Raw genomic sequence first — 6,220 nt, 5'->3', positions numbered from 1 at the left:
CGCACCGTTGCCGCGAGTTTCGGGAGGGCGGAGCCATCCCGGAAATCGCGGCAACAGAACGACACGCCGCCGCGCTGCTCCGCCTTGCCACTCCCCGGCCCTCCTTCCCGCCGCACGCCCCCGGCCGCGCGCAGCGCGAGACCGGTAAATGGGGGTCCAGGGGGCCGCGGGCCTCCTGGCCGCCGGAGGCATGTCTTTCTCTTCCCGCCGGAGCCGCCGCAGACGACACACGTCAATCCTGCAAACACAGCCCCCGAAGGAGCGTCAGGTTTCGAACGTCGTGGGCGAGGGTCTCGTCTTTATCGGTTTCAAGCACCATGGGCCGGTGCAGGCCGCCGCTTACGGACATGTGCGCTCCCAGCAGCAGGCTCATGGGCTGGTCTGCCAGGTTCTGGTGGAAACAGTTCCAGGCCGCGAATCCAGGATGGCTCCCGAAGCGTCGTTGGACCGCGGGGGAGTTTGGGCAGCGGTCCCACCGTTGGTCGAGGGGTCCGGGCAAAGCCCGTTGCGGCGTCCCCAGGCTCCGGCGCAATTATCCACCGGAAAAACAAATCGACCATCCCGGTCCACACGGGAACCCGCGGACTGGGTTGCGGCCGCGTAATCCGTTTCCACGGGTACGGCGCGCAGGGGCGCGGCCGGGATCACTTGTCCGGTCACCTCGGACAGATCCTCCTCGCCGGAAAGCAGGATCAGCAACTCATATTCCCCGGGGGCATGGACCATGGCGGAATACACGTTTTCAGCAGCGCCCAGGGATTCCACCCGGGCGGTATGCTCGGCCTCGGGATCGCTTACGAAATGGACGGCCGCCACGTGCAATTCCGCATCCTCGTTGCGGCTGAACACCAACTGGAGCGGGCCGGGCCGCAGATCGGAAAAATGAAATCCCACCATGGTATGGCGGGGCGCGTCCAGCCAGCCAAGGCCGCGTGGTGCGGAGTGGCCGTCCATAATTTCGGGCTGTCCCGCAATCCATACTTCGGCATGGGCGCAATCGTGCCGCAATTCCAGCGTGGGGGGAGAGCACCCTTCGGGGCAATCCACGGGAATGGTCGCTGTGAGTCCGCCCCGCTCGCACCCGCCCAACCGGCCACGTAAACGGGTCATGTCCCGGCCACGCTCCAGGCCGTCAAGCCGCATACAGGTTTCGTCCCGGCCCAATTGTTCCACCCCGGGCAGCAGCACCGCGTCCTGTTCTGCCTCAAGATCGAACACGAACCCGGCCTGATCCGGACATCCCGCAAACTGCACGACCACGGTATAGGCCAGCAAACGGCCCTGCTCGGCTGTGGAGTATGCTTCATACACGGTTTGGTGCGTGTCGCCGGCAAACCGGGGCAACTCGTCCGGGCGCGGTCCCATGCCCGAGGCCGGAGCCGCCATCAACAGACAGTAGCCCAGGCAAAATCCCAACATTAGCGCGGGGGCCAGGGCGGGACACGGCATGGAAGCGGATTCCGGCACGGATGCCGAAAGCGGGGAAGGCGAAGGCATGCGGGGTCTCCTTGGGTTCCGAGAGGAACGGAACCCTTCGGGTAGCAGAAAACCCGCGTCCGGGCAACGCGAAAGCCCTCGTGCCACGGCAGGCGGCACTCCGGCGGGGGGGGGAGGCTCCCTGCTAAAGGACCATGGACAACACCTTGGCCAGGGCGGGGTGTTCCACGGGCAGCTTGCGGTTTTCCAGCAGGGAATCCGCAGCATCGTTGATGATGTGTTCCAGCCAGGGCCGGGAGGCGGCCACATTGCCCAGAATGATCACCAGGCCGTCCCCCTCGCGCAGCAGGTCGTATTGCTCCACGGTGAGTGTTGTTTCGTGGGCTTCTCCGTCCAGAAGCACGTCCACATGAAGCTCGTGCGCTCCTGTATCCAGCCGCAGGGCGGAAATCTTGCCGTACCGGGAAAATTTTTCATTCAGGGCCAGCCGCAAGGCCGCGGAAAGTCCCTTGTCCTTCATTTGTCGCAATCGTTCGAGCATGATGCTTTCTCCTGCATGCGGTATCAGGCGTTGGTTGCCATACGTTTCTTCCAAAGCTCCAACACGGCGCGCTCCTGGGCGGCCAGATCGTAGGCATCCGCGGTCAGGCGGGCGTTCTTCAAGGTGGCTTCGTACTCTGGAGCGTTGCCAGTGATCCATTCCACGGCCTGCTCCAACAGCAGGGCCGCATCCAGAACATCCAGGTCCGCACACCACAGCCCATTGCCGCCCCAGTCCACGTCCCGCAACGGCCACCAGGGCGTGAAACGCGGCAGGGGCTGGGCCGGACGCATGTAATCCCACCCGCCATAGCCGGAAAAGCCCACGCACAGACATCCCGAGGCCATGGCCTCCAGAGGCGGCAACGGGCATCCCTCCGGAAAGCCGGTCATGAGGAAAATATGGGCTTGGGCCAGGGCGCGGGCCACTCCCTGGGCGTCCAACCCTTCCACGGGGGTCCAGCGCACTTGGGCGTCGGGATTGCGGGAACGGAAAATATCCTGAATCTGGCGGGCCTGGGCCTTGTTCTTCCGGGGCATGTAGGCGATGCGCAACGGTCCCTCGGGCTTGGCCGCAGGGGTGGCGAACAGCTCACGGTCAATGCCCGGCCGCAATATCGGCGCTTCCCGGCCCGTGGTCTGTTCAATAAACTGCGCCACGGGGTGGGACACGGCCCAAAGCTCCACGGGCAATTGCGTCCAGGTCACGTTCTCGGGCAGGCCGGAAAAAAGATAGGCCCAGTTTTGCACGTAACTCACGCAGCGCGCCCCTGCCTCCAGGCCCGGAGCCAACGCATTGACCCACCCCTCCGGCACGACCCAAAGATCGCCGGATTGCAATTGTACATCCTTCCAATCCCGCTCCGCCACCTCCCGGCGCAGCCCCTGGGGCCGCCAGGACGCGGGTTCGCGCAGCACCAGTTCCACGTCATGTCCGGCCTGGGCCAATACCCCGGCCACCTGCCGCAATACCGTGACGCCCCCGGCGGCCCGCTTCACCGGAGGAATGAAAATGTAGGTTCGCATGTATTGGGAAAGACCATAAATGATGCCGGTTGGCAAGCGCGCCCTTGCCAAAGCCATGACATTCATGAAAACTGAATGCCGCCCCAACGGGCAAGGAGGGAACATGAGCGACGACCTCGCCGCCACGCCGGGACCGGATCCGGCAGCCTCTTTGGATGCCGCCGCGGATACCGCCCGGAGCACCCATGAGCAGCCCCCGCAGTCCGGTCCGGAACCATCGGAACGCCCTCGTTCCAAACCTCGCGGACCGCGTCCGAGTTTGCGGACGCAACTGCTGGCCCTGCTTTGCGCCCTGGTGCTGGTGGCCGCACTCTGGTCCGGGTTCACCCTCTGGTCCAATTTCCGCACCCAGGCGCTGGTGGTGCGCATGGTGGACCAGGACGTGGCCTCCCTACGCGTGGCCCAGGCGTTGGAAACCGATCTGGTCATGCAGAAGGGATACGCCACCTATTTCTTTCTCAACGCGGATGAAGCCTGGCTGGAACAGCTGGAAATTCACCGCAAGGCCTTTGAGGAACGGTTGGTCAAGGCCCGGAGCATGGTCCAGTCCGACCAGGGGCGCGAACTGCTCGCCCGCATCGAAACCGAATACCTGCGGTATGTGCTGACCAAAAATCGCGTCATCGACCTGTACCGCGAAGGGCGGCGTGAAGACGGGGCGCGGCTGCACTGGGAGGTGCGCCGCCAGTTCGAATCCCTGCGCGACCTTTGCGTGGCCTTCCGGGAACTGCACGAGGAGATGATCCGCCAGGCCGGTGCCGAATACCGCGAACGGGCCGGGCTGGTCTCGGCCATGTCCTGGACCGCCATGCCCCTGGCCCTGATCCTGGGCCTGCTCCTGGGTTGGCAGCTGTTGCGGCGCGTGCTGGATCCCATCCGCCGTCTGGCCGCGGAAGGAGGGGGCTTTTGCGAAATCCCGCCGGGCCGCGTGGTGGACGAGGTCAAGGCGCTCTCCAGCCGTATGGAACTGCTTGTGGAGGACATGGATCAGACCCATTCCAAACTCATGCAGAGCCGCGAACACCTCATGCAGGCCGAGAAAATGGCCATGGTGGGCAAATTGGCTGCCGGAGTGGCCCACTCCATCCGCAACCCCCTGACCTCCGTGAAAATGCGGCTGTTTTCGCTGGAACGCAGCCTGCAAATGAACGACACCCAGCGCGAGGATTTCGAAGTCATCAGCGAGGAAATCGCGCACTTGGATACCATCATCCGCAATTTTCTGGAATTTTCCCGCCGTCCAAAACTTCGCTTTCAGCGCGTAAGCCTTTCGGACATCGTGGATACCACGGTGCAGCTGCTGCGCCACCGCCTGGACTCCTGCGGCGTGGAACTGCGGCTCATCCGGGGCCGCCGCCTGCCCGAAGTCAAGGCCGATCCGGACCAGATCAAGGAAGTTGTGGCCAATCTGCTGCTCAACGCCTGTGAAGCCATGGTCCAGGGCGGCACCATCACCATCCGCGAGGAAACCGGCACCATGAAGCCCCAGGGCAAAGTGGCCACGGTGCGCATCGACGACAACGGTCCCGGCATTGCCGAACACGTGCGGGAACAAATTTTCGAACCGTTTTTCTCCACCAAGGAGGAAGGCACGGGACTGGGACTTTCCCTGGCCCGGCGCATCATGGAGGAGCACGGCGGCTGGCTCAACCTGCGCAACAGCGGCTCGGGCGCGGGATTCGTGCTGGTGCTGCCCTGCGATTCGGAGGAAGTATGGCACAGATACTGATCGTGGACGACGACGCCCAGCTTCGCCTGAGTTTTGAACGGCTGCTCAACGCCGAGGGCCATGAAGTGCGCGTTGCCGGATCCGGCGAGACCGGCATCCAGGCCGTGCGCGAATCCGTACCCGACCTCGTGGTCATGGACGTACGCATGCCCGGCATGGACGGACTCCAGGCTTTTCAACGCATGCGCGAGCTGGAGCCGCGGCTCCAGGTCATCATCATGACCGCCTACGCCTCCACGGAAACCGCCATCGAAGCCACCAAGCTCGGGGCGTTCGACTACGTACTCAAGCCTTTCGACATCCCGGACATCCTCAACCTCATCAGCCAGGCGCTGGAAGCGGGCCGCGTCATGCGCGACAGGGTGGCCATGGACGCGCCGCCCGATACCCCGGACAGCGAAGCCCTGATCGGCCGCTCCGGGGCCATGCACGAAATCTACAAGGCCATCGGCCGGGTCGCGCCCACGGACGCCACCGTGCTGCTGCGCGGGGAATCCGGCACCGGCAAGGAATTGGTGGCCCGCGCCCTGTATCAACACAGCCTGCGGTCCGAAAAACCCTTTGTGGTCATCAACTGTGTGGCCATCCCCGAAACCCTGCTGGAGAGCGAGCTGTTCGGGTATGAAAAAGGCGCGTTCACCGGCGCGGTGAACCGGCGGGTCGGTAAAATTGAAAAAGCCAACCACGGCACCGTGTTCCTGGACGAAATCGGCGACATGCCCGAAAGCATCCAGGCCAAAATCCTGCGGCTGTTGCAGGAAAAGAAAATCGAACGCCTGGGAGGGCAGGGCGCGGTTCCCGTGGATGTCCGCATCATCGCGGCCACCAATCGCAACCTGGAAGCGGCCGTGGCCGAAGGACGGTTCCGCGAAGACCTCTACTATCGGCTCAAAGTGGTCACCCTGTATCTGCCGCCCCTGCGGGAACGAAAGGACGACATCGGCCTGCTGGCGGAATATTTTCTGGCACGCTTCAGCCGGGACATGGGCATGGACAACCCGGGCCTGACCCGCGACGCGATCCAGTTTTTGCGCGCCCAGGACTGGCACGGCAACGTGCGCGAACTGGCCAACAAACTGCACCGCGCCGTGATCTTCAGCCGGGGATGCCCCGTGGGACCGGACGAACTGGCCCTGGCCGTGGGCGAAAAAGGCGCCGAACATAACAAGGAAGAAGGCGATCCGGTACGCGCCTGGGTGCGCCGGACGCTCACCAGCCACGGCGGAGGCGACGCCTTTGAAGCCATCATGAGCACGGTCGGGAAAATGGCCGTGGGCGAAGCCCTGGAAATGACGGGCAACAACCGAACCCGCGCCGCCAAACTCCTGGGCATGTCCCGCCCGACCCTGCTCTCGCGCATAGAAAAATACGGCCTGAAAGTCGGGACCAAAGTCAGCTGATAGCACGACAGCGTCGAACGGAAGAAGGCAGCCTTCGGCGACCAGGGGGAAAACCTTTCTGAAGAAAGGTTCTTCCCCCTGGACCCCC

The 6,220-nt window shown here is 64.0% G+C and carries 6 protein-coding genes; 2 read left to right on the top strand and 4 right to left on the bottom strand.

The window, feature by feature from the left end; genetic code table 11:
- Positions 1-232: 232 nt before the first annotated feature.
- From B5D49_RS14910 to B5D49_RS14440, 4 genes are all read right to left on the bottom strand, one after another.
- The gene (locus B5D49_RS14910; protein WP_159447261.1) at positions 233-373 is read right to left on the bottom strand and encodes a hypothetical protein; all 141 of its coding nucleotides are present in this window, start codon (positions 371-373) and stop codon (positions 233-235) included.
- On the bottom strand, positions 370-1,497 hold the full coding sequence (locus B5D49_RS14450; RefSeq protein WP_078718433.1) for a hypothetical protein: 1,128 nt from the start codon (positions 1,495-1,497) through the stop codon (positions 370-372). Before B5D49_RS14450 ends, B5D49_RS14910 begins: the two co-directional genes overlap by 4 nt.
- Before the next feature lie 124 nt (positions 1,498-1,621).
- The gene (locus B5D49_RS14445) at positions 1,622-1,978 is read right to left on the bottom strand and encodes a hypothetical protein (RefSeq protein ID WP_078718432.1); all 357 of its coding nucleotides are present in this window, start codon (positions 1,976-1,978) and stop codon (positions 1,622-1,624) included.
- Positions 1,979-2,001: 23 nt separating this feature from the next.
- Positions 2,002-3,003, bottom strand: coding sequence for a glycosyltransferase family protein (locus B5D49_RS14440; protein ID WP_078718434.1), 1,002 nt, complete (start codon positions 3,001-3,003; stop codon positions 2,002-2,004).
- 103 nt (positions 3,004-3,106) lie between these two features.
- Between B5D49_RS14440 and B5D49_RS14435 the strand changes: the two genes are divergently transcribed.
- Positions 3,107-4,732, top strand: a complete 1,626-nt coding sequence (locus tag B5D49_RS14435) for an ATP-binding protein (RefSeq protein WP_078718431.1) — start codon at positions 3,107-3,109, stop codon at positions 4,730-4,732.
- Complete coding sequence (locus B5D49_RS14430; protein ID WP_078718430.1) at positions 4,717-6,132, top strand: sigma-54-dependent transcriptional regulator; 1,416 nt, start codon at positions 4,717-4,719, stop codon at positions 6,130-6,132. The genes B5D49_RS14435 and B5D49_RS14430 overlap by 16 nt, the downstream gene beginning before the upstream one ends.
- Positions 6,133-6,220 lie beyond the last annotated feature (88 nt).

The sequence above is a fragment of the Paucidesulfovibrio gracilis DSM 16080 genome (assembly GCF_900167125.1).
In the GTDB taxonomy this organism is placed as follows: Bacteria; Desulfobacterota; Desulfovibrionia; order Desulfovibrionales; family Desulfovibrionaceae; genus Paucidesulfovibrio; species Paucidesulfovibrio gracilis.
Note: the sequence above shows the minus strand (reverse complement) of the source record. Positions and strands in the feature narration are given on the sequence as shown.

Excerpts from the sequence above, each read along its gene's own strand:
- B5D49_RS14910 (WP_159447261.1), bottom strand. The coding sequence starts at position 373 with ATGAGCCTGCTGCTGGGAGCGCACATGTCCGTAAGCGGCGGCCTGCAC.
- B5D49_RS14450 (WP_078718433.1), bottom strand. The coding sequence starts at position 1,497 with ATGCCTTCGCCTTCCCCGCTTTCGGCATCCGTGCCGGAATCCGCTTCC.
- B5D49_RS14445 (WP_078718432.1), bottom strand. The coding sequence starts at position 1,978 with ATGCTCGAACGATTGCGACAAATGAAGGACAAGGGACTTTCCGCGGCC.
- B5D49_RS14440 (WP_078718434.1), bottom strand. The coding sequence starts at position 3,003 with ATGCGAACCTACATTTTCATTCCTCCGGTGAAGCGGGCCGCCGGGGGC.
- B5D49_RS14435 (WP_078718431.1), top strand. The coding sequence starts at position 3,107 with ATGAGCGACGACCTCGCCGCCACGCCGGGACCGGATCCGGCAGCCTCT.
- B5D49_RS14430 (WP_078718430.1), top strand. The coding sequence starts at position 4,717 with ATGGCACAGATACTGATCGTGGACGACGACGCCCAGCTTCGCCTGAGT.